The organism is Pseudomonadota bacterium, assembly GCA_016195085.1.
Classification (GTDB): domain Bacteria; phylum Pseudomonadota; class Alphaproteobacteria; order SHVZ01; family SHVZ01; genus JACQAG01.
The window spans coordinates 14,453-38,446 of record JACQAG010000041.1; the positions used below are offsets into that span (position 1 = coordinate 14,453).

At 65.7% G+C, this 23,994-nt stretch carries 23 protein-coding genes; 14 read left to right on the forward strand and 9 right to left on the reverse strand.

What is annotated here, in order from left to right; genetic code table 11:
- The first annotated feature begins 166 nt into the window (after nucleotides 1-166).
- From HY058_12655 to HY058_12675, 5 genes are all read left to right on the forward strand, one after another.
- Entirely contained in the window at nucleotides 167-1,174 is a 1,008-nt protein-coding gene (locus HY058_12655; GenBank protein MBI3498148.1) for a TRAP transporter substrate-binding protein, read from the forward strand.
- Nucleotides 1,175-1,336: 162 nt separating this feature from the next.
- The gene (locus HY058_12660) at nucleotides 1,337-1,807 is read left to right on the forward strand and encodes a TRAP transporter small permease (protein MBI3498149.1); all 471 of its coding nucleotides are present in this window, start codon (nucleotides 1,337-1,339) and stop codon (nucleotides 1,805-1,807) included.
- Nucleotides 1,804-3,144 (forward strand): TRAP transporter large permease, encoded by a 1,341-nt coding sequence (locus tag HY058_12665; GenBank protein MBI3498150.1) that lies wholly within the window; start codon nucleotides 1,804-1,806, stop codon nucleotides 3,142-3,144. Before HY058_12660 ends, HY058_12665 begins: the two co-directional genes overlap by 4 nt.
- Before the next feature lie 22 nt (nucleotides 3,145-3,166).
- Nucleotides 3,167-5,119 carry a hypothetical protein gene (locus HY058_12670; GenBank protein MBI3498151.1) on the forward strand — a complete coding sequence of 651 codons (1,953 nt, stop codon included), beginning with the start codon at nucleotides 3,167-3,169 and terminating at the stop codon, nucleotides 5,117-5,119.
- A gap of 91 nt (nucleotides 5,120-5,210) precedes the next feature.
- Complete coding sequence (locus tag HY058_12675; protein ID MBI3498152.1) at nucleotides 5,211-6,797, forward strand: ABC transporter substrate-binding protein; 1,587 nt, start codon at nucleotides 5,211-5,213, stop codon at nucleotides 6,795-6,797.
- 3 nt (nucleotides 6,798-6,800) lie between these two features.
- Here HY058_12675 and HY058_12680 read toward each other — a convergent pair whose 3' ends face one another.
- Nucleotides 6,801-7,427: a class I SAM-dependent methyltransferase gene (locus HY058_12680; GenBank protein ID MBI3498153.1), complete on the reverse strand. Its 627-nt coding sequence runs from the start codon at nucleotides 7,425-7,427 to the stop codon at nucleotides 6,801-6,803.
- 93 nt (nucleotides 7,428-7,520) lie between these two features.
- The gene (locus HY058_12685; protein ID MBI3498154.1) at nucleotides 7,521-7,976 is read right to left on the reverse strand and encodes a hypothetical protein; all 456 of its coding nucleotides are present in this window, start codon (nucleotides 7,974-7,976) and stop codon (nucleotides 7,521-7,523) included.
- A gap of 191 nt (nucleotides 7,977-8,167) precedes the next feature.
- Between HY058_12685 and HY058_12690 the strand changes: the two genes are divergently transcribed.
- From HY058_12690 to HY058_12700, 3 genes are all read left to right on the forward strand, one after another.
- Nucleotides 8,168-9,091, forward strand: a complete 924-nt coding sequence (locus tag HY058_12690) for a metal ABC transporter substrate-binding protein (GenBank protein MBI3498155.1) — start codon at nucleotides 8,168-8,170, stop codon at nucleotides 9,089-9,091.
- A 149-nt stretch (nucleotides 9,092-9,240) separates the two neighbouring features.
- The gene (locus HY058_12695; GenBank protein ID MBI3498156.1) at nucleotides 9,241-10,296 is read left to right on the forward strand and encodes a HoxN/HupN/NixA family nickel/cobalt transporter; all 1,056 of its coding nucleotides are present in this window, start codon (nucleotides 9,241-9,243) and stop codon (nucleotides 10,294-10,296) included.
- A gap of 51 nt (nucleotides 10,297-10,347) precedes the next feature.
- Entirely contained in the window at nucleotides 10,348-11,280 is a 933-nt protein-coding gene (locus HY058_12700) for a sel1 repeat family protein (GenBank protein ID MBI3498157.1), read from the forward strand.
- Between the two features lie 7 nt (nucleotides 11,281-11,287).
- On the opposite strand, the gene HY058_12705 is transcribed toward HY058_12700, so the two are convergent.
- The 3 genes from HY058_12705 to pimC form a co-directional block, all read right to left on the reverse strand.
- The gene (locus HY058_12705; protein MBI3498158.1) at nucleotides 11,288-11,488 is read right to left on the reverse strand and encodes a tautomerase family protein; all 201 of its coding nucleotides are present in this window, start codon (nucleotides 11,486-11,488) and stop codon (nucleotides 11,288-11,290) included.
- 22 nt (nucleotides 11,489-11,510) lie between these two features.
- Complete coding sequence (locus tag HY058_12710; protein ID MBI3498159.1) at nucleotides 11,511-12,659, reverse strand: acyl-CoA dehydrogenase family protein; 1,149 nt, start codon at nucleotides 12,657-12,659, stop codon at nucleotides 11,511-11,513.
- Between the two features lie 178 nt (nucleotides 12,660-12,837).
- Nucleotides 12,838-14,037: a pimeloyl-CoA dehydrogenase large subunit gene (pimC, locus tag HY058_12715; protein MBI3498160.1), complete on the reverse strand. Its 1,200-nt coding sequence runs from the start codon at nucleotides 14,035-14,037 to the stop codon at nucleotides 12,838-12,840.
- Between the two features lie 119 nt (nucleotides 14,038-14,156).
- Between pimC and HY058_12720 the strand changes: the two genes are divergently transcribed.
- The 6 genes from HY058_12720 to HY058_12745 are packed head-to-tail and all read left to right on the forward strand — an operon-like array spanning nucleotide 14,157 to nucleotide 19,741.
- A complete protein-coding gene (locus HY058_12720; protein MBI3498161.1) occupies nucleotides 14,157-14,987 on the forward strand; it encodes an IclR family transcriptional regulator in 831 nt (276 codons plus the stop codon).
- A 32-nt stretch (nucleotides 14,988-15,019) separates the two neighbouring features.
- Complete coding sequence (locus tag HY058_12725; protein MBI3498162.1) at nucleotides 15,020-15,871, forward strand: ABC transporter ATP-binding protein; 852 nt, start codon at nucleotides 15,020-15,022, stop codon at nucleotides 15,869-15,871.
- Nucleotides 15,868-16,578 carry an ABC transporter ATP-binding protein gene (locus HY058_12730; GenBank protein MBI3498163.1) on the forward strand — a complete coding sequence of 237 codons (711 nt, stop codon included), beginning with the start codon at nucleotides 15,868-15,870 and terminating at the stop codon, nucleotides 16,576-16,578. Before HY058_12725 ends, HY058_12730 begins: the two co-directional genes overlap by 4 nt.
- A gap of 14 nt (nucleotides 16,579-16,592) precedes the next feature.
- Nucleotides 16,593-17,471, forward strand: coding sequence for a branched-chain amino acid ABC transporter permease (locus HY058_12735; protein ID MBI3498164.1), 879 nt, complete (start codon nucleotides 16,593-16,595; stop codon nucleotides 17,469-17,471).
- Between the two features lie 47 nt (nucleotides 17,472-17,518).
- Nucleotides 17,519-18,502 carry a branched-chain amino acid ABC transporter permease gene (locus HY058_12740; GenBank protein MBI3498165.1) on the forward strand — a complete coding sequence of 328 codons (984 nt, stop codon included), beginning with the start codon at nucleotides 17,519-17,521 and terminating at the stop codon, nucleotides 18,500-18,502.
- Between the two features lie 12 nt (nucleotides 18,503-18,514).
- Nucleotides 18,515-19,741 carry an ABC transporter substrate-binding protein gene (locus HY058_12745; GenBank protein ID MBI3498166.1) on the forward strand — a complete coding sequence of 409 codons (1,227 nt, stop codon included), beginning with the start codon at nucleotides 18,515-18,517 and terminating at the stop codon, nucleotides 19,739-19,741.
- Nucleotides 19,742-19,855: 114 nt separating this feature from the next.
- On the opposite strand, the gene HY058_12750 is transcribed toward HY058_12745, so the two are convergent.
- The 4 genes from HY058_12750 to HY058_12765 all read right to left on the reverse strand — a co-directional run bounded on the left by HY058_12750 (nucleotide 19,856) and on the right by HY058_12765 (nucleotide 23,853).
- Complete coding sequence (locus tag HY058_12750; GenBank protein ID MBI3498167.1) at nucleotides 19,856-20,173, reverse strand: MmcQ/YjbR family DNA-binding protein; 318 nt, start codon at nucleotides 20,171-20,173, stop codon at nucleotides 19,856-19,858.
- 166 nt (nucleotides 20,174-20,339) lie between these two features.
- Nucleotides 20,340-21,182: an ABC transporter ATP-binding protein gene (locus tag HY058_12755; protein ID MBI3498168.1), complete on the reverse strand. Its 843-nt coding sequence runs from the start codon at nucleotides 21,180-21,182 to the stop codon at nucleotides 20,340-20,342.
- Nucleotides 21,182-21,952 carry an ABC transporter ATP-binding protein gene (locus tag HY058_12760; protein MBI3498169.1) on the reverse strand — a complete coding sequence of 257 codons (771 nt, stop codon included), beginning with the start codon at nucleotides 21,950-21,952 and terminating at the stop codon, nucleotides 21,182-21,184. The genes HY058_12755 and HY058_12760 overlap by 1 nt, the downstream gene beginning before the upstream one ends.
- Nucleotides 21,949-23,853 (reverse strand): ABC transporter permease, encoded by a 1,905-nt coding sequence (locus HY058_12765; protein MBI3498170.1) that lies wholly within the window; start codon nucleotides 23,851-23,853, stop codon nucleotides 21,949-21,951. Before HY058_12765 ends, HY058_12760 begins: the two co-directional genes overlap by 4 nt.
- Nucleotides 23,854-23,994 lie beyond the last annotated feature (141 nt).

The following is a 23,994-nucleotide window of genomic DNA, read 5'->3' on the forward strand; positions in this document are numbered from 1 at the left end:
GCTTGTCGGTCCCGGTCGCCGGTTTTCCTTCGAGGATACTAGCCCAGTCTCGGACCCCGCGTTGACGCTTCCCTCTGCCATGCACTAGCCTCAAAGAAAACGCCTCGGGCCGTGCGCCCGCGGAGCATCAAGAGCCCGCAACCGGGCACAAACAAGGGAGGTTTCGATGCGTATCCGGGCTACCGGCACGATCTTCATCGCATTGGCGGCATTCGCGCTTTGGCTTGCCGGCGGAATGGCGGCCCATGCCCAGGTCCGGCATTTCAGCTTCGGCTATGACCAGCCGCACACCACCGCCTATGGCATCGCCGCCGACACCTTCGATGCCAAGCTCAAGGAATTGAGCGGCGGCCGCTTCACCATCGATCAGTTCCCGGGCGCACAGCTCGGCCAAGAGCCGCAGATGCTGCAAAAGCTAAGAGCCGGCGACATCGATTTCATCATCACGTCCACCGCCAACGCCTCGACCGTGGCACCCCAGGCCGGCGTCTTCTCCCTCCACTACATCTTCCGCGACGAGGAGCATCTGAAGAAGGTCTTGGCCGACCCCGTCGTCGTCAGAGCCTTCCGCGACATGGTCGCGGAGTCCGTGCAGGGCGCCCATGTGATGGCGCTGATGACCATGGGCTTCCGTGACATGTATTCGAAGAAGGAGGTGAAGTCGCTGGAGGACATCAAGGGCCAGAAGGTGCGCGTCCAGGCAACCAAGACCGAGGATACGCATTTCCCGGCCTATGGCGCCCAGACCGTGCACATGCCGTTTGGCGACGTCTACACCTCGCTGCAGACCGGTGTCGTCAACGTCGCCGAGAACGGCGTCAACGTCTATCTCGCCAACAAGCACTATGAGGTGGCGCCGGTGCTCTCGATGACCGAGCACGAGGCCAACAACAACGCCGTCTGGGTCAGCGAGAAGACTTGGAACGGCCTCAGCGACGAAGAGAAACGCTGGGTGCAAGCGGCGGCCGACGAGGTCGGCAAGACCGAACCGGCGAAGGCCCTGCAGCTCGAACGCGACTCCGCCGTCAAGCTCAAGGCGCTGGGCGTCAAGATCGTCGAGGGCGTGGACAAGTCCGGTTTCATCAAGGCGGCGCTGCCGATCCAAGACGATCTCGCCAAGGAGCTCGGGCCGCACGCGGTGAAGCTCTTGGAGCTGGTGCGCAACGTCAAATAGCAGTCGCGGGCCGATCGACGGGCGGCGGCAGACGGCGCCGCCCGTCTTTGTTTTCACCAGCGCCCTGATCCAGGGGGAGGTCCCTTGAACCAGCGTTCCCTCGTGCTGCAACGCCATCGCCACCTGAAATGGCCGGCCTTGGATCCGCTGGAGGCGCTGCTCATGCTCCTCTGCGGTGTGTCCATCGTCGGGTTCACCCTCTCGGTGTTCCTCGATGTGGTCACCCGCGAGCTGGCAGCGCCCTGGCTCTGGCTGCAGCAGGTCACCACCGGCTTCTTCGCCTGGGGCGTGTTCATCGGCATGGCGGCGGCGACGAGGCGCAACGACCATCTCTATTTGACCGAGATCACCAAGCGTCTGACCGGTGTCGTGCGCAGCGCCATCGAAACGGTCAATCGGCTGATCGTGCTTGCGGTCGCGCTGTCGATGGTCTGGTTCGGCTACCTCAATTATCTCCTGGATCTCGGCAGCTTTCGCATGCCTTCGCTGATTCCGCTCGGGGTCTACACGATCATCGTGCCGATCTCGGGGGCGCTGATCGCGCTCTTCTGCATCGAGCAGCTGATAAACGGCTGGATCGGCGGCTTCGAAGGGCCGGAAGACAGCGAATTCATGGTCGAGCCGGTTAAATGAGCCACGCCTCGATCCTGTTCTTGATGGCGTTCCTGTTCCTCGGCCTGGGCTACATGGGCGTGCCGGTGGCGTTCTCGCTGATTGCCGGCGTGCTGATCGCCACCAGCTTCACGCCGATCAGCTACCCCTCGATGATCGGCCAGCTCTTCCACGGCATCGATTCCGAAGCGCTCTTGGCCGTACCGTTCTTCCTGCTCGTGGGCGAGCTCATGACCTCGGCGGATGTCACGCAGCGGATGGTGCGCCTGTCGCAGACGCTCGTCGGACACCTCAAGGGCGGGCTGGCCCAGGTCGTGACCCTGTTCAGCATGTTCTTTGCCGGTATTTCCGGCTCGTCGACCGCCGATGTCGCGGTCTTGAGCCGCACGGTGGCGCCGGAGATGGACCGCGAGGGCTATGACCGCGCCTTCACCGCGGCCCTCATCGCGTGCGCATCGACCATGGCGAATCTGATCCCGCCCAGCATCATGGCGGTGGTCTATGGCGCCACCGGCAATGTGTCGATCGGCGGCCTCTTCCTCGGCGGCGTCGTCCCGGGGGTGCTGATCGGCATCGGCCTGATGATCTACAGCTACTTCTTCGGGCCGGTCGGCGTGAGGAAGAAGCGCGCCTCGCTGCTCGAGTTCGGCATCGCGCTCAAGGAATCGGCGCTGCCGCTGATGATCCCGGTCATCATCATGGGCGGCATCCTAACCGGATGGTTCACGCCCACCGAAGCCGGCATGATCGCGGTCGTCTACATCCTGGTGGTGGTGATCCCGCTGCTTCGCCGCGGACATCTTCGCGATCTGCCCGGCGACTTCATCTATGCCGGCCTCCTCTATTCGATCCCGTTGGCTGCGGTCGCCGGCGCCTCGGCTTTCGGCTGGATGCTGGCCTATCTGCGCGGCCCGGATCAGGTCGCGACCTGGATTGCCGACTATGCCGGCACCGATCCCCGGATGATCATGTTTCTCCTGGTGGTCCTCTTCGTCATTGTCGGCGATTTCGTCGACGCCATCCCGGCCATTATCATCTTCATGCCGATCATCCTGAAGCTCTCCGAGCTGGGGAACATCAATTCGGTGCATATGGGCGTGGTCATCATCACCACTTTGGTCTTCGGGCTGATCACCCCGCCTTACGGGCTTTCTCTGCTGGTGGCATCGAAGTTTGTCGGTGTCACCTTCTCGCGCGCGATGTTCCGATCTCTGCCGCTCTATGTGGTGTTTTTCTTCGTCATTGGCTTCACGGTGCTGTTCCCGGACGTCGTGCTCTACTTGCCAAAATGGCTTCTGCCTGAATCCGTCGGCTGCTTTAAGAATCCGAGTGGAACGGGATATATCTGTCCGCAGTAAGGAAGGCACCGCCATGACGAGCATGGTCGTTGCGATCGGGTTGGCGGCGGCACTCTTCGCCTGGACGCTCGGCACGGCCGAGGCCCGGGTGACTGCGGTCGAGATCACCACCTCCGAGCCCTTCGCGGCGGGGGCGAGCTTCGGCGCCGCCGGCTCCTATCTCCGCCTGGTCGGCAAGGCCAAGGGCGAGCTCGATCCGCGTCTTCCGGTCAATCGCGGCATCGTCAATCTGGACAAGGTCCCGGTGAACGCCAGGGGCATGGTCGAATACGAGACGGATCTGTTCATTCTCAGGCCGGCCGATCCGGCCAAGGGCAACGGCAAGATCCTCTACGAGGTCAACAATCGCGGCCGCAAGCTCGTCCCCGCATTTCTCCTGGATGCGCCGGATGCCGCCAACGAGATGAAGAGTGCCGCCGATGCCGGCAATGGCTTCGCCCTCAAGCTCGGCTACACGCTGGTGTGGAGCGGCTGGGACCCGGATGCGCCGAGGGCCAATGGCGGGTTGGCGATGAGCGTGCCGGTCGCAACCGATGGCGGGCGGCCGGTCACCCAGCGCATCCGCGACCAGCTCGTATCGGGCACGCGCGCCCCTCAGGTCGACGTCTTCCGCTTGAGCTATGAGGCCGCGAGCCTGGACCAGACCCAGGCGACGCTGACGCTCCGCCGCAAGGACTCTTATCCGGAATCGGTGATCCCCATCTCCGGCTGGGCTTTCGCCGACGCGCGCAGCATCCGGCTCTTGCCTGCCGGAACGAAACCCGAGCCAGGCACGCTCTATGAGCTGCGCTACGAGGCCAAGAACCCGAAGGTGACCGGCATCGGCTTCGCCGCCACCCGCGACGTCGTTTCCTATCTCAAGCACGCGGAACCGCGGAGCAACCCCGCCGGCGGCCCGGTCAAGGCGGCGCTCGCCATCGGCATCTCCCAGAGCGGACGCTATCTGCGCGACCATATCGGCCAGGGCTTCAACAAGGACGAGAACGGCCAGCGCGTGTTCGACGGCGTGTTGGCGCATATCTCCGGCGTCGGACGGGTGTTTCACAATGCGGCCTTCGCCCAGGCTTTCCGCACCAATACCCAGCATGAGGATCATGCCTATCCCGAGAATGAATTTCCGTTCTCGAGCGCGCGCACCATCGATCCCGTCACCCATCGCTCCGCCTCGCTCTTGCGCGGCGACGGCTCCGATCCGCTCTTGATCGAGGTTAACACCTCGACCGAGTACTGGCAGAAAGGCGCATCGCTCCTGCACACCGATCCCCTGGGACGACGCGATCTGATGCTGCCGGCAACGGCGCGGGTGTTCATGATCGCCGGAACCCAGCACGGCGGCCGGGCCGGCCTCACCACCCAGCCCGGTCCGTGCGTCAATCCGCGAAATCCCCATAGCTCCGGGCCGGTGCTGCGCGCCCTCCTGGTCGCTCTCGACCGCTGGGCCGGCGAGGGGATCGAGCCGCCGGCTTCGCGTGTGCCGAGCCTGACGGCGGGCACGCTCGTCCAGTCGGATCGCACCGGCTTTCCTGCGATCCCCGGAGCGGTCGCGGTGCGCGAGACGAACCGGGTGGCCCCGCTCGCCGATTGGGTCGGCCCAAAATGGGACGGCGTTCATGCCTACCGGACGCTGGTACCCAAGGTCGATGCGACGGGCAACGAGGTCGCCGGCATCCGGCTTCCCGATATCGTGGCACCGATCGCAACCTACACGGGATGGAACCAGTACAAGTCGCCCTTCCCGGACGGCGAGATCTGCGACCGCGACGGCAGCTATCTGCCGCTGCCGCGCACCAGAACCGAGCGCGAAGCCAAGGCCGATCCGCGTCCCTCGCTGGAGGAGCTGTACGGCAGCCACGAGACCTATGTCGCGCGCGTCTCCGAAGCGGCCGCCGCCCTGGTCAGCGATCGTCTGTTGCTGCCGGAGGACGCCCAGAGCTTCGTCGCCGCGGCGCGGGCGAAGAATCCGCTGCGGCCGTGAGGCCCCGAAATTTGCGTGGCGTGACGCATCGACGCTAGACTTGATCTCAAACAATTGAGGGCCGCCTAGGGCCCGTGAGGGAGGAGCGGACGTGCAGCAATCCATGGTGAGGCTTGGCCTTGCAGTCGCCATCGCGCTCGTGCTGGCATCGCCGGCTCTGGCGCAGAAGAAGACGACCCTGGTGATCGGGCTCGACATCAGCGACGGGCGCAACTACGACACGGCGCGGTCCGCCGACCTGACCCCGCCTTTGACCCATGGTGCGGTCTACGACAATCTGGTGACGCTGTCGGCCGACGATCTCGTCAATGTGAAGCCGGCCCTGGCCACATCCTGGACGCTGGCCCAGAACGGCGCCGCCTGGCGCTTCAGCCTCAGGCCCGGCGTCAAGTTCTGGAACGGCGATGCGCTCACCGCCGACGACGTGAAATTCTCCCTGGATCGGCTGCTCAACATCAAGGACCAGCCGGCGATCTACGCGGCCAACATGGGCGAGATCAAGATCATCGACCCGATGACCGTGGAGATTGCCGTCAAGAATCCGTCGGAGCCCTTGCTCATCGATCTGACCGCGCCGTCTTTCGCCATCTATTCGAAGAAGCTCGCCGGCGCCAATGGCGCGGTCTCGGAGCCCGGCGCCGACCAGAAGGACAAGGCGACCGATTGGCTCAACCAGAATTCACCCGGGACCGGCCCCTATCGCATGACCGGCTGGGAGCGCAACGGCAGCATCACGCTCCAGCGCAACCCGAACTATTGGGGCGGTGCCGTGCCCTTCGAGCGGGTGGTGATCCGGCATATTTCCGACGGGGCGGCGCAGCTCTTGGCCGTCAGGCGCGACGATGTCGATATCGCCATGAACCTCTCGGCCGAGCAGCTCGATAGCCTCAAGGGCAATGGCGACGTCACCGTCATCCAGGGCGCCAGCACCGACACGCTCTACTTCGTGCTGACCAACAATGGCGAGCTCAATCCAAGTCTCGCCAAGCGCGAAGCGCGCCAAGCGGTGGCGCACGCGGTCGACTATGACGGCCTCATCAAGGGTCTGGTCGGCGGCTTCGCCGATCGGCCGCCCTCGTTCCTGCCATCCGGCATCGCCGGCACCACGCTCGCGATGACCCGGGAGTTCGGCTACCGCGAGGATCTGGCGAAGGCGAAGCAGCTCCTGGCCGCCGCTGGCCTTGCCAACGGCTTCGAGTTCGAGCTGGCCTATCCCAATGCCGCCTATTTCAGCACCTCCTACCTGCTGATGACGCAGAAGATCCAAGCCGATCTGGCGCGGGTCGGCATCAAGATGTCCTTGAAGCCGATGGACAACGTCAATTGGCGCTCGCAATTCAACGGCGCCAAGCTGCAGGCGACTGTGGCTCCATGGAACTCGCCCTCGCCCAATCCGCATCTCTGGGCCGGCGCCTCGGTGCAACGGGTGGCCAAGCGCGTCGGCTGGGAGCCGCCGGCCGATATCGTCGATCTCGTCTCCAAGGGGGCGGCCGAGCCGGATCCGGCGAAGCAGGCGGCCTTCTACAAGCGCTACCAGGAGATCCTGGTGGCGAATGCGCACTACATCACGCTCATGCAGCCGATCTATCGGGTGGCGGCGCACAAGGCGGTGGCCGGCGTGCAGCTCACCCCCAATGTCTGGAAGATGGAGCTCGGCAAGATCCGCCCGGCGTCTTGAGAGCTAAGCTTCCGGCACCGCTGCAGGATCGACGGCGACGCTGACCATCCAGCGCTGTCCCTTGTCATTGACCACGGCGGTGCGGTCGATCACGCGCGCGGTCCTTTCGAGGAGACGCTGGATCGCCGCCTCGCCGCCGCTGTCGTAGAAGGAAACGATGATCCGCCCGCCGGGCGAGAGGAATCGGAGATATTGCCGGACGAGGTCCTGGGGCTTCTCGAAATAGTAGAGGCACTCGTTGAAGACGATGGTGTCGAACTTCTCTCCGGGATCGAAGGTGCCTGCATCCGACACGAAGAACCTGGTCTTTTCATTCTCGAAGCGCGCCCGTGCCTTGGTCACGGCCTCAGATGAAAGATCGACGCCGCGATAGGCTTCGTACCGAATTGCCTGCAGCATGCCCGTCAGCACTCCGTGGCCGCAGCAGACATCGAGAATCGTCTTCGATCGAAAGAACACGCAATAGCCGAGGATCACGCTGTAATGGGCGAGGTCGCCGATCTCGCCGAGCTTGCTCCAGGCATCGCGCGCATACATTGCTTCCCAACGCTCGCGGGAAACGACCTCGGGGGAGTATCCGAAGAGAAGCTGTTTGGCATGGCGCAGCCGGCGCCTCAGATAATCGCGCATCGAGCCCGGTGCTCCCTCGAGGCGGGTTGCGCGTCGCCACTCGCCGCTTTCCCGGCGCGCAGCACCTTATGACAAGAGGGCGAGAAAGGGCGGCTAGAAGCGGGCGACGCGGGCTTCCACCAGGCGCGCGGTCGAGACAAAACCGGTCTTCGCATCCGAGCGCGAGCCCAATTCGAGGGTGCCCTCGACGGTGACCGGAAAGCCGATATCGGCCAGCTTCGGCGGCTCCTTGAAATAGGCGATCAGGCTGTCGGGGGGCAGATCGAGCGCTGCCAGGCAATGGGGGCAGCCGACCAGGGGCTCGGCCGACACCACCATGAACGGGGCGGCGCTGTCGGCGGTGTGGGGGACGACATAGCCTTTGACGGTGACGCGCTGGCCGGCGAGCTCCAGCACCTTCGGGCGATAGTCGACGCCCGGCATGTCGGGATTCTTGTAGAGATTGTCGAGGGCGAGGCGGCTCGTGGCCGCCCAGGCGCGCTGGCCCAATCCGCTCATGAGCGCGATGATGCTGACCCCGGCCACGATGAAACGACGGCGGTCGACCATGATTCACTCCCCCCAACGAGACGAAGGCGAGCCCCGCGCCCATGCCGGCATGCCTTCGACGAGCCTGGCACATATTAACAGATTGTCGGGATGGACTGGAGATGGCCGGCGCTTGACCCCAGAGCGGCGAGGCGGATAGAGTAAATGTAATATTATAACATTTCCTCCATTCGACCTTTCCAGGCCTGTCCATGAAAGCCACCACAACCGTGCTCGCCATCCTCTCGGCCGTCATCCTCGGCTGGGCGGCGCCGGTCCACGCGCAAGCCGGCCCGCCAATAAAGGTCGTCGCCAGCATGAGCGTGCTTGCCGACATCGTGCGCAATATCGGCGGTGAACGCCTGGAGGTCGTCTCGCTGGTGCCGCCCGACGGCGATGCCCATATCTACGAGCCCACTCCCACCGATTCCCGCGCCATCGCCGCGGCGAAGCTCGTCGTTATCAACGGGCTCGGCCTCGAGGGATGGATCGACCGATTCATCAAGGCTTCCGGCTACAAGGGGAGGCTCGCCGTCGCCAGCGCGGGCATCAAGGCGCGCAAGATGGAAGCCGACGACGCATCGGCCGGCGGCAAGGCAGCCCGGTTCGACGATCCCCATTGCTGGCAGGATCTGAGTCTAGGTCGGCGCTATGTCGCCACCATCGCCGCCGCGCTGATCGAGGCCGACCCCGCCAATGCCGAAGCCTATCGCGCCCGCGAGCACGCCTACGACCAGGAGCTGGCCCGGCTCGATGGTTGGGTCAGGGCGGAGTTCGCTTCGGTGCCGCAGCCGAAGCGCCGGATCATCACCTCCCACGATGCCTTCGGCTATCTCGGTGCCGCCTATGGCGTGACCTTGCTGGCGCCGGTCGGCGTCTCGACGGAATCCGAGCCGTCGGCGGCCGATGTGGCGAAGCTCATACGACAGATCCGGCGCGACAAGGTGAAGGCCGTGTTCATCGAGAACATGACCGACACCCGGCTTATCGAGCAGATAGGCCGCGAGTCCGGCGCGGTGCTCGGCGGCACGCTCTACTCCGATGCGCTTTCGAAGCCGGGCGGCCCGGCGGACACCTACGTCAAGATGTTCCGCCACAACGTAGCCCTGCTCAAGGAAGCCATGCTCAAGAATTGAGGCGACCGCCGAGCCGGCGAGGTCGTGAAGAGGGCGTGGAATGAATGGGCAGAGCACGAACCATCGGCGCGACGATTGACGCGGGAACGGCGCCCGCCCTAGCTTCCGCCGGCAACCTGGCAAGGCTCAGGGATTCCCCACGAGGCTTCATGTCCGATGTGATCGAGAACGCTGCTGCCACTAAGGCTTTCAGGCCTCGCAACAGGATCGTGGCCCTCTACGTCGTCCTCATCGGCGCCAATCTCGCGGTCTGGGCCTGGGCGCTCATCGCCTTCGATGCCTATCCCGTGCTCCTCGGCACCGCACTTCTCGCCTACAGCTTCGGCCTCCGCCACGCGGTCGATGCCGACCACATCGCCGCCATCGACAATGTTACGCGCAAGCTCATGCAAGAGGGCGAGCGCCCTGTCGCCGTCGGTTTCTTCTTCTCGCTCGGTCATTCGAGCGTGGTGGTGCTGGCCTCGGCCGCCATCGCGCTGGCGGCAAGCTCGCTCGAAAGCCGGTTTCAGCTCTTTCGCGAGATCGGCGGCATCATCGGCACCAGCGTGTCGGCCCTCTTCCTGTTCGCGATCGCGATCGCCAACATCTTCATCTTGAACGCCGTCTACCGGAGCTTTCGGCGCGCCAGGCAAGGCGGCCCAGCCGTCGATGACGATCTCGACGGGCTCTTGGCCGGGCGCGGACTCATGGCCAGGCTGTTTCGCCCGATGTTCCGCCTCGTCTCCCGGAGCTGGCACATGTATCCCCTGGGCATTCTCTTCGGACTCGGCTTCGACACCGCGAGCGAAATCGGGCTTCTCGGCATCTCGGCGGCGGAGGCGGCCAAAGGGCTGCCGATCTGGTCGATCCTGATCTTTCCCGCCTTGTTCACCGCCGGCATGTCCTTGGTCGACGCCACCGACAATTTGCTGATGCTGGGTGTCTATGGCTGGGCTTTGGTCAAGCCGATCCGCAAGCTCTACTACAATCTCACCATCACCTTCGTCTCGGTGGTGGTGGCCCTGGTCATCGGCGGCGTCGAAGCCCTCGGTCTCATCGCCAGCAATCTCGAGCTGAGCGGCGCCTTCTGGGAGCTCGTCGCCGCGCTCAACGAGAATTTCGGCATGCTGGGCTACCTGGTGATCGCCATCTTCGCCGTGAGCTTGGCCGTCTCGCTCATTCTCTACAAGCTCATGGGCTACGACCGGCTCGAAGAATCGGCCTGAACCGCCACCTTCGATGAGCATCGTCGCTCACCCCGGCTATAATCCCACGCCATGATCGCCTTGGTTGTCGTCCTCGCCATCCTGTTCGCGGCTGCGCCCGCGACCGCCGCCGATCTCAAAGGCGCCATCGAGGCTTATCGCAAGGGCGACCTCATGGCGGCTTATCAGCCGTTCCTGGAGGCCGCAAAGGCCGGCGACGCCGAGGCGGCCTATTACCTCGGCGCCATCGCCTACAAGGACGGCATGCTGCCCGATGCCGGCAAATGGTTCTGCCTCGCGGCGGAGCAGGGCTTCGTCACCGGCGAATATGATTGCGGCGTCGTCCACTATCGCGGCCTCGGCCGCCCGGCGGACCCGGCGGCCGCGCGGGCCTGGTTCGAACGTGCCGCCGGCCATGGGCATCTCCTGGCCGAGGCCAATCTCGGCTCGATGCTGCTCTTTGGGGATATCGGCAAGGCCGACATCGAGGCCGGTCTTGCCTGGCTCGGCAAGGCCGCCGAGAGAAACGAGCCGCATGCGCTCTATGCCTTGGCGCTGGCGGCCGAGCAGGGGTTGGGCCAGTCCCGCGACCTGAAGCGGGCACTCGACCTCCACCGCAAAGCCGCCGCGGCGGGCCATGCCGAGGCGCAAAACGCGCTCGGCACCTTTCTCCTCTACGGCAATGGCGTGGCCCGCGACCCGAAGGCAGCCTTCGAATGGTTCCGCCGGGCCGCGCAGCAGAACAATCCCGCCGGTGCCTTCAATCTCGGATCCATGTATCTGAAAGGCACGGGTGTGGCCGCCGACCGCATCGAAGCCTATCGCTGGTTCGCCACCGCCGGCCTCTACGGCAACGATCAGATGATCAACCGGGTTGCCGGCGTGCTCTACACAATCGAGGAGGAGATGTCGGAGGCGGATCTGAAACGCGCCGCGACCCTGGTGCCGGATTGGGAAGACCGCCGCTACCGCGAGCCCCCCGGCCTCGAGCCGCAGACGCCGTGAGACGGCCCTACGGCTTTACCGGCGGCTGGTCGCTGAAGAGCACGCCGCCCTTGGCCTTCAGGCTGCGTGGCGATTCGATGATCTGCACCATCACCGCTTCCGGCTTCACTGAGAAGTGCCGCACCACGGCGTCGGTGATGTCCTTCACCAATCCGCGCTTCTGCTCGATGCTGCGCCCCTCGATGGCGTGAACATAGATTTCGGGCATGGGTCTCCTCCAGGGCTGATGGTCAGGATTCGATGAGGCCGCCGGCTTCCGCCAGCCGGGCCAAGTGGTGATCGGCGGTGCCGAAGAGCGTGTCGATCATGGTCAGCCGCTTGAAATAGTGGCCGGCGCTGTACTCCATGGTCATGCCGATGCCGCCATGGAGCTGGATCGCCTGTTGGCCGATGAGCTTCGCGGAGCGGCCGATCTGCACCTTGGCCGCAGCCATCGCCTTGCCACGTTCGACGGCATCGGCTTCGCTGGCCATCATGGTCGCGAACATCGCCATGCTGCGGGCCTGCTCGAGCGCCATCAGCATGTCGACCGCGCGGTGCTGAAGAACCTGAAAGCTGCCGATCGCGGCGCCGAATTGGCGCCTGGTCTTGAGATAGTCGAGGGTGAGTTCGTGCAAGGCCGCCATGGCGCCCACCGCCTCGGCGGCGAGAGCCGCCATCGCCTCGTCGACGACGCGCTCGACCAGGGGAAAGGCGGCTCCGGGCTCTCCCAGCACGTCATCGCCGGACACGTTGACGCCGGCGAGCTGGATCTCGGCCGCGCGCAACCCATCGACGGTGGCGTAAACCCGGCGTACGAGGCCGGCGGCGTTGGCATCGAGGAGAAACAGGCCGATGCCCCGGCGGTCTCGGGGTGCTCCAGAGATCCGGGCCGTCACCAGGAGGCGATCGGCGGTATCGCCATGCAGCACCAGGCTCTTCTCGCCATCCAGCACCCAGTGGGTTCCGTCTTTTCTCGCCTTGGTCTCGACATGGGCCAGCTCATAGCGGGCGTGGCGCTCGCCATGGGCGAAGGCGAGCACGAGCGTGCCCTGGGCGATCGCCGGCACCAGTGCGGCGCGCTGGCGGTCATTGCCGCCATGGCGGATGAGCCCGCCCGCGAGCACCACCGTCGCCAGATAGGGCTCCAGCGCCAGCGCCCGGCCGAGGGCCTCCATGACGATCATGGTCTCGATCGGCCCGCCGCCGATTCCGCCATCCCGCTCGGCGAAGGGGAGTCCCAAGAGACCCAGCTCGGCATAGCGCGCCCATAGGTCCTGGCTCCAGCCCTTGGCCTCCTCGGCGTAGCGACGGCGCTGCTGAAAGCCGTAATGATCGGCGATCAGACGCTCGACGGTTTCCTTCAGGAGAAGCTGCTCCTCGCTCAGATCGAAATCCATGCGCCGTCTGCTTTCAGTCTACGCAACTTGGCAGGCGGCGCCCCTCACCCCGTCCCTCTCCCCATGGGAGAGGGGGCAAGATAAGAAGTGCGTATTGCCAATTCGCGTCATGTCCCCTCTCCCATGGGGAGAGGGTTAGGGTGAGGGGAGGCGGTTCCGCCGTTCAAGGTGATAGCACTCAAAGGCCCAATATCGCCTTGGCGATGATGTTCTTCTGAATCTCGTTCGAGCCGCCATAGATCGACACTTTGCGCCAGTTGAAATAGGTGGGCGCGATCGGCCCGGCCCAATCCGGGCCGATGGGCGGCTCGTTCCAGCCGGGCTCGGCGTCGGCCTGGCTCGGCAGCCCGTAGGGGCCGACCACCTCAAGCAGGAGCTCGGTCACCGACTGCTGGATCTCCGAGCCCTTGATCTTGAGGATGGAGGAGGCGGGGTCGGGCTTCTTGTCCCGGCGATGGCGCTCGGCGGCGACCACCCGGAGCTGGGTCATCTCGAGCGCCTTCAGCTCGACCTCGACCTGGGCAACCTTCTCGCGGAAGCGCGGATCGTCGATGAGGCGCCGGTCGCCGTCGCGCTCCAGGCCGGCAAGGTGCTTCAGGCGGCGGATGCGCTCCTTCGACAGGCCGACGCGGGCGATGCCGACGCGCTCATTGCCCAAGAGGAATTTCGCGTAGTCCCAGCCCTTGTTCTCCGCACCCACCAGGTTCTCGACCGGCACCCTGACCTCGTCGAAGAACACCTCGTTCACCTCATTTCCGCCATCGATGGTGACGATCGGGCACACGGTGATGCCCTTGGTCTTCATGTCGATGAGGAGGAAGGAGATGCCTTCCTGCTTCTTGGCGTTCTGATCGGTGCGCACCAGGCAGAAGATCCAGTCGGCGTGCTGGGCGAGCGTGGTCCAGATCTTCTGGCCGTTGACCACATACTCCGCCCCCTCGCGCCGGGCACTGGTCCTGAGCGAGGCCAGATCGGAGCCGGCGCCGGGCTCGGAGAAGCCCTGGCACCACCAATCCTCGAGATTGCGGATGCGCGGCAGATAGCGCGCTTTCTGCGCCTCATTGCCGAAGGCGATGATGACCGGGCCCACCATGTTGGCCCCAAAGGGCAGCGGTGCGGGCGCCGGCGCCTGGTACATCTCGTCCTGGAAGATGTAGTGCTGCACCGGCGTCCATCCGGTGCCGCCCCACTCCACCGGCCAGTGGGTCACCGCCCATCCTTTGGCGTTGAGGATGCGCTGCCACTGCACGATGTCGTCCTTGGCGAGCGATCTCCCCTCGATGATTTTCTGGCGGATCTGCCCGGGAACCGAGCTCTTGAAGAAGCTCCGGACCTCGTCGCGGAAGGCCAGCTCGTCCGGCGTGAAGCGAAGGTCCATGGGGCACTCCGTCGGTTAATTTCACGGTGCGAAACTGAGTTTTGCAAGTCCGGCGCCGATGGTATGGTGTGAGCGCCTGGCTGTAAATCCTACAACAGGGCGGCGAGGATAGGGCGCGCATGAGCGATGACGGGGCGGTGTGGATCGCCCGCGCACGGGCCGACAACGACACCGCCGGAGCCACCAGGCGCGACCGGCAATTCGTCGAGGCGCTCGCCCGCGGCCTCGAGATCCTCAGGGCTTTTGCCCCCAATCATGCGCTCCTCGGCAATCAGGAGATCGCCCGCTACACCGGGCTGCCGAAGCCGACCGTCTCGCGCCTGACCTACACGCTGACCAAGCTCGGCTATCTCACCTATTCGGAGCGGCTGGGCAAATACCAGCTCGGCGCCCCGGCGCTGGCTCTCGGCTACGCGGTGCTGTCGAACCTCGGCATCCGCCAGGTCGCGCGTCCGCATATGCAGCAGCTTGCCGACTATGCCGACGCCTCGGTGGCGCTAGGCAGCCGAGATCGGCTGCGGCTCATCTATGTCGAATACTGCCGCAGCAACTCCGCGCTGACGCTGCGCCTGGATGCCGGGGCGCGAATCCCGATCGCGACCACGGCGATGGGGCGGGCGCTTCTCGCCGCTCTGCCGGAAGGCGAGCGGAGCTGGCTCATGGACCATATCCAGCGTCACGAGGGTGAGCGCTGGCCGGCAATCCGTGCCGGCATCGAGCAAGCGGTCGAGGATTTGCGGCGGCGCGGTTTCACCACCTCGATCGGCGAATGGCAGGCCGACGTCAACGCCGTCGGCGTGCCGCTGGTGCCGGCCGATGGCTCGCCCATCGTCGCCTTCAATTGCGGCGCCCCGGCCTTCCAGCTGTCGCGCGAGCAGCTGGAGGGCGACATCGGTCCGCGGCTCGTCAATCTCGTACGCAATGTCGAAGCGCAGCTCGGCCATCGCTGAGGAATCAAGAACGATGCGTTCGTCTGGGAGGAATGGTCTTGCTCGGATTTGTGGGAGGTGCGGTCCGTCGCGCTAAGGCGGAACCGTCTCAGTCGGTCGGGGAGCCAGGGACCGCTCGGCCGTTGCTGAGCGTGCGCGACGTTGCGCTCCGCTTCGGCGGCATCGTCGCTTTGGATGGCGTCTCCTTCGAGCTCTTGCCCGGCGAGATCCTCGGTCTCATCGGGCCGAACGGCGCCGGCAAGACCACGCTGTTCAACTGCCTTTCCCGTCTCTACCGTCCCAGCGCCGGAGATATCCTGTTCGAGGGCGTCTCCATCCTCGGTCGGCCTCGCCACCGCATGGCCGAGATCGGCCTCGGCCGCACCTTCCAGAACCTGGCGCTGTTCGGCGGCCTCTCGGTCCTCGACAACGTGCTGGTCGGCGGCCATGCGGGCGGCCGCTTCCGGCTCATCGGCGATGCCTTGCGTCTTCCCGGCGCCCGCGGCGATGAGGCGGCGCTGAGGCTGGAGGCGCTGGAGCTCATCGACTATCTCGGCCTCGGTCCGCTGGCGGGCCGGCCGGTCTCCGGCCTTCCCTACGGCACCTTGAAGCGCATCGAGCTCGCCCGCGCGCTCGCCAGCCGGCCGAAGCTCCTGTTGCTGGACGAGCCGGCGGGCGGCCTCAACCACGAGGAGGTCGCGGATCTCGGCCGCCTCATCCGCCAGATCCGCGACGACCGCCGGACCACGGTGCTCTTGGTCGAGCACCATATGGGCCTGGTCATGTCGATCTCCGATCGGGTCGTGGCTCTCGATTTCGGGCGCAAGATCGCCGAGGGTCCGCCCGAGTCGGTGCAGCAGGACCCGCTCGTCATCCAGGCCTATCTGGGCACGGCTTCCGGGTGAGCGCGCTCCTGGCCATCCGCGGGCTCAACGCCTTCTATGGCCAGACCCAGGCGCTGCACGGCCTCGACCTCGACCTGGAGGAGGGCGGCATCACCGCGCTCCTGGGCGCTAATGGCGCCGGCAAGACCACGGTGCTGCGCGCCATCTCCGGCATGGTCAAGACCGAAGGCGAGATTCTCTATGGCGGCGCTGCCATCGCCGGGACGGCGATCGAGGACATCGTGCGCCTCGGCATCGCCCATGTGCCGGAGGGCCGCGGCACCTTCGTCAGGCTCACGGTCGAGGAAAACTTGCGGCTCGGCGCCATGATCCGGCGGGACCGCGGCGTCGCCGAGGACATCGAGCGGGTCTATGGGCATTTCCCGCGCCTGAAGGAGCGCCGCCATCAGCAGGCCGGCACGCTGTCGGGCGGCGAGCAGCAGATGCTGGCGATCGGCCGCGCGCTCATGCTGCGCCCGCGCATCATGCTCTTGGACGAGCCGTCCTTCGGTTTGGCGCCGCTCCTGGTGGCCGAGGTCTTCCAGATCCTGAAGACCATCAACAAGGCCGACCGCGTCAGCGTGCTCCTGGTCGAGCAGAATGCCGCGCTCGCCCTCGAGCTGGCCGAATGGGCTTATCTGATCGAGACCGGGCGGATCGTCATGGCCGGCTCGGCCGCCCAGATCGGCGCCGATGAGGGCGTGCGCCGCGCCTATCTCGGCTACTGAGCGAGGAGACGATCTTGGAGCTGTTTCTGCATCAGCTTCTGGCGGGCATCGCCACCGGCGGCATCTATGCCTGCATGGCGCTGGCGGTGGTGATGATCTACCAGGCGATCGACCACTTCAATTTCGCCCAGGGCGAGATGGCGATGTTCTCCACATACATCGCCTGGCAGCTCATGCAATGGGGATTTCCCTATTGGCTGGCCTTCACCGCTACCGTCGTCATCTCCTTCATCGGCGGCGCCTTGATCGAGCGGGCCTTGTTCAAGCCCATCCGCACGGCACCGATCCTGAGCCAGATCGTGGTCTTCATCGCGCTCTTTTCCATTCTCAACAGCCTTGCCGGCTTCATCTGGGACTACACGATCAAGTCATTTCCGAGCCCATTCCCGGCCGAGCCGATCCTCGGCAACCGGCTGATCAGCGCCCATGACCTCGGCATGATCGGGGTGACCTTGCTGCTTCTGGCGCTGCTCTACCTGCATTTCCGCTACACGCGCTTGGGCCTTGCCATGCGGGCCGCGGCCGCCAATCCCGACTCCGCCAGGCTGGTCGGCATCCGTGTGGGATGGATGGTGGCGCTGGGCTGGGGCATGGCATCGGCAATCGGCGCGGTCGCCGGCATGATGATCGCGCCCATCGTCTTCCTCGAGCCCAACATGATGCTGAGCATCCTGCTCTACGGCTTGGCCGGTGCGGTGGTCGGCGGCTTGAACAGTCCCGGCGGTGCGGTCTTCGGCGGCTTCGCCGTGGGCGTGACCGAGAACCTTGCTGGCACCTTCGTGCCCGTGGTCGGCCGCGAATTGAAGCTCACGATCGCGCTCGTGCTCATCGTTTGCGTGCTCATGCTGCGGCCGGCCGGCCTCTTTGGCCGCGCCGCCGTCAGTCGCGTTTGAGGGCGCCGGTGCGTCACGACATCCCCGAAGGAATTACGGCGGCGCCGATGCCGTCCCTCGGGCTTTCCCTCGAGGCCTGGCAGCGCTTCGCCCTCATCGGCGCCATTCTCGTGGCCGCGGCGCTGCCGCTCTTAGTCAAGAACTTCACGGTCTTCCAGCTGACCCTGGTCATGGTCTACGCCATCGCCATCCTCGGCCTCAATCTCCTGACCGGGATCAACGGGCAGTTCTCGCTGGGGCACAGCGCCTTCTACGCGATCGGCGCCTACACCGCGGCGATCATGATGGATCGCTTCGATGCCTCCTATTTGCTGACCTTGCCGGCGGCCGGCATCATCTGCTTCGTTGCCGGCTTTCTCTTCGGGCTGCCGGCGCTCAGGCTGGAGGGGCTCTATCTGGCGCTCGCCACCTTCGCGCTGGCCGTGGCCACGCCGCAGCTCTTCAAGCTCTCTTTGATCGAGCGCTGGACCGGCGGCGTGCAGGGCATCGTCATCCAGAAGCCGGATGCGCCCTTCGGCCTGCCCTTGAGCCAGGACCAGTGGCTCTACTACTTCACCTTGGCGGTCGTCCTCGTGATGTTCTGGGCCGCGCGCAATCTGGTGGCGAGCCGCACGGGACGGGCCTTGATGGCGATCCGCGACAATCCGCTGGCCGCCGCGGCGATGGGCATCAACACCGCGGTCTACAAGTCGCTGGCCTTCGCGGTGAGCGCGCTCTACACCGGTGTCGCCGGTGCCTTGGGTGCCATCGTCATCCAGTTCGTGGCCCCCGACAGCTTCACCTTCTTCCTCGCCGTGAGCTTTCTCGTCGGCTTGGTGGTCGGCGGCGTCGGCTCGATCCCGGGCGCGCTCATCGGCGGCTTGTTCGTGCTGTTCGTGCCCAACATCGCCGAGGCGATCTCCAAGGGATTGGCTTGGGCGGTCTATGGCGTCATCCTGATCCTGGTCATCTACATCATGCCGAAAGGGGCGGCGGGGCTCGTCCGGCTCCTCGCTCGACGGTTTTTACGAGGGCTGTCGTCGCGTTCGTAACAATGGGAGGAAATGATGCAGACAAGACGTGCTCTCTTCGTCGCGGCGGCGGTCATCGCCGGCGCGGCGCTCGCCGGAGGCCCGGCCCTGGCGCAGAAAAAATACGATCCCGGCGCCAGCGACACCGAGATCAAGGTCGGCAACACCAACCCCTATAGCGGCCCGGCCTCGGCCTATGGGACCATCGGCAAGACCATCGAGGCCTACTTCAAGAAGGTCAATGCCGAGGGCGGCGTCAACGGCCGCAAGCTCACCTTCGTCACCTATGACGACGGTTACAGTCCGCCCAAGACGGTCGAGCAGGTGCGCAAGCTGGTGGAAAGCGACGAGGTGCTCTTGCTGTTCCAGACCTTGGGCACGCCGTCCAACACCGCCATCCACAAATACATGAACCAGAAGAAGGTGCCGCAGCTCTTCGTCGCCACCGGCGCTACCGTCTGGGGGGAGTACAAGGAATATCCGTGGACGATGGGCTGGCAGCCGAACTACCAGAGCGAAGGCCGCATCTACGCCAAATACGTCCTGGAGAAGCACCCCGGCGGCAAGATCGGCATCCTCTACCAGAACGACGACTACGGTAAGGACTACGTGAAGGGCTTGAAGGATGGGCTCGGCGCCAAGGCCTCGATGATCGTCTCCGAGCTGCCCTACGAGGTCGCCGATCCCACCGTCGACTCGCAGATCGTCAATCTGAAGGCCTCGGGCGCCGACATCTTCTTCAATGTGACGACGCCGAAATTCGCCGCCCAGGCGATCCGCAAGGCCTTCGAGATCGGCTGGAAGCCGGTGCATCTCCTCAACAACGTGTCGAACTCGGTCGGCTCGGTGTTGAAGCCGGCAGGGCTGGACGCCTCCACCGGCGTGCTCAGCACGGGCTATCTCAAGGATCCGACCGATCCCACCTGGAAGGACGATGCCGCCTTCAAGGCGTGGTCGGCGTTCATGGAAAAATACTACCCCGACGGCGACCGCACCTCGAGCTTCACCGCCTATGGCTATACGGTGGCGCAGACCCTGGTGCAGGTCCTGAAGCAGTCGGGCGACACGCTCACCCGCGAGAACGTCATGAAGCAGGCCGCCAGCCTGAAGAACCTCGAGCTCGGCATGCTCCTCCCGGGCATCAAGATCAACACCGCGCCGACCGACTTCTATCCGATCAAGCAGATGCAGATGCAGCGCTTCAACGGCGAGCGCTGGGAACTGTTCGGCCCGGTGATGAGCGGCGACATCGGCAGCTAGCGAACACCCCCCCAACCCTCCCGGGGGTGGACTCCGGGAGGGGGTACGAGGGCAGAGCCTCCTTCTCCCTCCCCTTTGACGGGGGAGGGCGGGGGAGGGGGTGGGGCTGTTGGCTCAGGCCTGTCCCATCGCCGCCCGTGTCTTCTTCGGCAGCTTGGCGAGGACCGTCTCGTAGGCGCGCTTGAGATAAGCCTCGAGCTCGTCTGCTGAGAGCGGCACGCTGTCGGTCGCGTTCACCCATTTGGCGCGCGCGAGATAGGGTGCGGGGCGGAAGCCGCCGAGCTCGGTCAAGAGCTGGAAGCCGAGATCGTCGCATTTGAAGGAGAGCGACGTCGGCTCCGCGCCGGGCGGGCGGAACACGGCGAACATCTTGCCGCCGACCTTGAGCACGCGCGCATCGCCCCACTGGATGGACTGCGTCGCCCCCGGCATCGACAGGCAATAACGCTCGAGCCGCTTCGGATTGAGCTTGGTTGGCATGGCGCCACAATACACCGGAGTTTCTGGAATGATGCGACGTGGCCGCTCGCGTCGGCCCCCACCCCGACCCTCCCCCACGCTTCGCATGGGGGAGGGGGTATGAGAGTGGCCACCCCTCTTACTCCCTCCCTCGCCGAAGGCGGGGGAGGGTCGGGGTGGGGGCCACTCGCTCCGGCAATATCCGCGCGAGGCCGGCTTTGAGCTGGGCGCGGCGCTCTTCGGAGCGACGGTCACGCCCCACGGACTGGCCGACGCCGAGATAGCGCTCGGCGATGTCGGCGCGGCCGAGCAGCTCCCGGCCGCGGCCGGCGAGCGCGATCCGCCCTTGCTCGATGACATAGGCGCGGTCGGCGATGGCGAGGCTCATCCGGGCGTTTTGCTCGGACAGCAGGATCGCCAATCCTTGCCCGCGGAGCCGTTCGATCAAGCGGAAGATCTCGCTGACCAGAGTCGGCGAGAGACCGAGCGACGGCTCATCCAAGACCAAGAGGCTGGGCTCGATCATCAAGGCCCGGGCGATCGCCAGCATCTGCTGCTGGCCGCCGGAGAGATTGCCCGCCGCCTCTCCCAGCCGCTCAAGGAGAACCGGAAACAGCCGGCAGACCTGCTGCATGCGGTCCTCCATGCCGGCAGCGCCCAGGCGACGGCGCGCCGTATAGGCGCCGAGCTCCAGATTTTCCCGGACGGTGAGGCCGGCCACGATCTGCCGTCCTTCCGGCACCTGCGAGATGCCGAGCATGACCCGCCGGCGCGCCGTCAACCGCTCGATCCTGGTGCCTTGAAACCGGATCTCGCCGGTGCGCGCCGGAACGATTCCGGCGATGGTTTTCGCGAGCGTGGTCTTGCCGGCGCCATTGGCGCCGATCAAGGCCACGATCTCGCCCGCCTCGACCGTAAGGTCGATGCCCCGGAGCACTGAGGCCTCGCCATAGCCGGCCTCGAGGGTGCGGATCTCCAGCATCAGGCGACACCCGCGTCCTGGCCGAGATAGGCCTCGATCACCCGTTTGTCGCGTTGGATCACCCTGGGCGGGCCATGGGCGATGAGTCGGCCCAGATCCAGCACCATGATCTCATCGGCGACATCCATCACCAGCGACATGTTGTGCTCGACCACCAAGATGGTGATGCCGCTGTCGCGGATGGCCCTGAGCAAGGTGGCGAGCTCGGCGGTCTCGCCGTCATTGAGCCCGGCCGCCGGCTCGTCCAGCAGCAGGAGGCGGGGCCCGGCCATCAGCGCGCGGCAGACCTCCACCAGCTTTTGCGCGCCCATGGGCAGGCTGGTTGCGGCGATGTCGGCGAATTCCCAGAGCCCCACCAGCTCGAGGAGATCCCGGGCGCGCGCCATCAGCCGCCCCTCCTCCCCGGCGCCGAGCCAGAGCATCTGCCGCAAGGGATGAGCTTGGACATGGCGATGCGCGCCGACCAGCACGTTCTCGAGCGCGGTCATGCCCGGGAAAACGCGCGCGGTCTGAAAGGTTCGGAGCAGGCCAAGATTCGCGATCGCGTTGGGGCTGAGGCCTGCCAGCGGTGTTCCATAGAGACGGATCTCGCCGGCATCGAGGTGGAAGAGATTGGTCGCGAGGTTGAACAGCGTGGTCTTACCTGCCCCGTTCGGTCCAATCAGCGCCACCAGGCTGCCGTCGGGCACGGTGAACGACACGCCATCGACGGCGGCAACACCGCCGAAGGCTTTGGCGATCCCCTTCGCCTCGAGTGCCGGCGCGCTCACGGCGTCTCTTCCCGGATTTGCGGCTGGGCCAAGGCGAGCGGCCGCTTTCGGCGGGAGGCGACCAGCGCTGCCAAGCCGCCGATGAGTCCGGACGGCAGATATTGGAAGGCGAGCACCAGGATGGCGCCTTCGGCCAAGGTCTTGTAGAGGGCGAGCGGCTGGAACAAGGTCGGGAGCAGCGTGATCAAGGCCGCACCGGCGAACCCGCCGACCAGGGTCGCCTCGCCGCCCAGCACCAGCATGGCGATCATCTCGAAGGAGCGGGGCGTGCTCACCATTTCCGGCGACAGGAAATGGAAGTCGAACGCATAGAGGCTGCCGGAGAGCGAGGCGAGTGCCGCGCCGACGGCGAAGGCGGCGATCTTGTGGCGGGGCACGTCGATGCCGAGGGCCGCGGCGGCGGTCTGGTCGGCCCGGAGCGCCTGGAGCGCCCGCCCGAAGCCCGAGCGCATGGTGCCGGTGAGTGTCACGACGAGCGCGACGACGATGGCGAGCACCAGGTAGTACATCGCCAAGGGCGAGCCGAAGTCGAACGGACCCACGGCGAAGGCGGGAATGCCGACGAGGCCGGAGGGCCCGCCGGTCAAATCGGTCAAGCCGACGGTGAGCGAGTCGATGAGGAGACCGAAGGTGAGCGTGGCCAACGCCAGATAAGCGCCGCGGAGCCGCATGGTCACCACCGACAGCAGGAGTGCCGCGGCGAGCGAGAGGAGGATGCCGGCGGCAATGCCGAGAAGCGGCGGAACGCCGTAGGTGGTCGCCAGGATCGCAGCCGTATAGCCGCCGATCGCCATGAAGCCGGATTGGCCGAGGCTCACCTGCCCGGCATAGCCCATGAGCACGTCGAGGCCGATAACGGCGACGAAGAGGATGAGCGTGATGGTGAGCGAGCTCAACAATCCGCCATCCTCGACCACGATGGGAAAGAGCACCAGCGCCAGCACCACGCTGAGGCCCGTCAGCGCCGCTCCCAGCCCGCGGAAGCGGACGATCGCCCGGTGCACGCGGGCTTCCTCGCGCACATCGTGGCGGCGGGCGACCGACGGCATGAACAAGCCCTGGGGCCGCCACAGGAGGACGACGAGGAGGAGGCCCAAGGCAAGCGCGTTGGCAAACAGCGAGGAGACATAGCCGGCGGCGAGCTGCTCGGCCACGCCGAGGAAGAGGCCGCCGGCGATGGCACCGGGAAACGAGCTCATGCCGCCGATGGCGACGGCGATAAAGCCGGCATTGGTGAAGAACCGGCCGCTGTCGAACTGCAAGGACATGATCGGCGCCACGGCGCTGCCGCCCAAGCCGCCGATGAACGCCGTCAAGGCGAAGCTGAGCAGGGTAAGCCCTCGCACATCGACGCCGACGAGGCGTGCGGCCAGAGGATTCTCGGCGCAGGCGATGAGCGCCTTGCCGGTTGCGGTGCGTGCGATGAGATACCAGGCGGCAAGGATGATCAGCCCCGAGATCCCGGCAATCCACAGCCCTTGGGAGGGAATGCGCACGCCCAAGAGCGCCACCGGCGCTTCGCCCGAGAAGGGCGGCACCGCATAGGGCTGGCTCCCCCAGACCAGCATGACGGCCCCTTCGATGGCGGTCAGCAGCCCCGCGGTCAGCATGAGCATGCTGCTGTTCGGGAGCCGCGCCAGCGCCGGAACGAAGGTGGCAGCCCCGATGGCAAGCCCGACGATGGTCGTGCCCGCCACCGCGGCCAGCACCGCCAGCGGCGCCGGCCAGCCGAAGCTCTCCTCGAAGGAATAGAGGAAGAGCGCGCCCAAAATGCAGAAGCCGCCCTGGGCCAGATTGATGATGCCGGTCACCCGGAAGACCAGCGACAATCCCAGGGCGATCACCGCGAACACGCTGCCCTGCACCAGTCCGCCGATGACGATCTGCGCGAGGTAGGTCATCGTGGGCCGCTATCTCTTGCACCCTCTCCCTTCGGGAGAGGGTCGGGGTGAGGGGAGGCATGTCCGGCTGCACCCTGTCTGCGAGTGATGCTTCCCCTCACCCCAGCCCTCTCCCGGTGGGAGAGGGGGGAAGACAGGAGA